The 1,389-nt window shown below is 24.5% G+C and carries 1 protein-coding gene; it reads right to left on the bottom strand.

What is annotated here, in order from left to right:
* The coding region (locus FMM56_RS05710; RefSeq protein WP_190319023.1) for a hypothetical protein at nucleotides 1-1,346 on the bottom strand (1,346 nt) is incomplete at its 3' end.
* Between the last annotated feature and the right edge of the window lie 43 nt (nucleotides 1,347-1,389).

Raw genomic sequence — 1,389 nt, 5'->3', positions numbered from 1 at the left:
AAATAAAGTTCTTTAATAATTTGTAAATTACCATTATCATAAGCCATTTTAGCATATTGAAAAGCCTTTTCATGTAATTTTTTATGATTAGCAATCTTTGCGTTTAAAAAGCATAGATAAGGGAATTTGCTATTTATTTTTGCGTTTAAAAAATCATTAGTAAGTGTGTTTATTTGAAATTCAAAAAATAACGATATAAACTCATTGTAACGAGTATTGAAAATAAAGCTTAGATAACGATTTGCTTTTTTATATTCTTGTTTTAAAACTAAATTTGCTATTATGTGAATTCTATATTTATCATTATCTAAGTCATTTTTTAAGGCCTGTCTTAAATAATATATTAAAATATCGTAATTTTCTTTTAAATTCCTAGCAAGTATAAAAAGATGAAAATAAGACAAAGCCTTTTGCATAGGATGAAGATTTAAAATATCAATATTTTTTTCTAAAAATTCATATCTTTGTTCTTCGCTAAAATACCTAAGTGTATCTATACCTTTTAGATTTTTATTCATATATCTAGCAAGTTGAGGCACTGATGAAACAGCAGAAGAATAAAGTTCTTTGGCACAACTCATAAAGGCAATATCAAAAAAGAATAATTCTAAATTTGGTCTTTTCCAATCCCTAATCTTATTTGCACTAATTACATTTTTACTATTTACAAAATCACAAAGTTTATCTATTGATTCTACATCTTCTGAAAATATTATAAATTTTTTATTAGGATTTGCCTTAATAATTTGCAAGGCAAGTTCAAAATAAGTAGCTCGGAAAATAATTTCATCTTTTTTTCTCCAATTACCAAAATATACCACATCCCCAGCCCTTAAATTTATAACATTATAATCATTAAATTCTAAAGCCTTATTCTTAGCTTCTTTTATAATTGCTTTCACATTATCGCTAAATTCTATATCTTTATTAAAGGCATTTTCAATCCTAAGTCTATCTGTCATATCATCTTCATTTACGAATCTCGGCGGTCCAATGGTTATAAAATTAGCATTATCTACACTTAAAAATTTTTCTTGTAACTCATCAAAATTTTTAAAAGTGTTAATATCAAAATCTCTTTTTGGTAATTTATCTATATAATATTTTTTTATAAAAGTAGGTGAAAAAATTTCTTCTTTTTCCATAACACAAAAGCCAATTGTTTTTACTCCATCTTCTCCCTTAAAATCAGTGCTTAAATGAGCTTTTTTAAAGCCTTCAGTATTTAACCATGCAAATTTAACGAAATTTTTATTACCGAGTCTATTTGCTAAATAAAAATAATAAGATAAATTAACTAATCTAGCCCCAAGTCCATCATATTTAAAATATATTAAATAATTCATTTTTTCTCCACTTAAATAAAAAAGTTTGAAAATTGCTGTTTTC

The organism is Campylobacter sp. LR264d, assembly GCF_008633895.1.
Classification (GTDB): domain Bacteria; phylum Campylobacterota; class Campylobacteria; order Campylobacterales; family Campylobacteraceae; genus Campylobacter_D.
The sequence above is the reverse complement of the archived record's forward strand: the minus strand, read 5'-3'. Positions and strand labels throughout refer to the sequence as shown.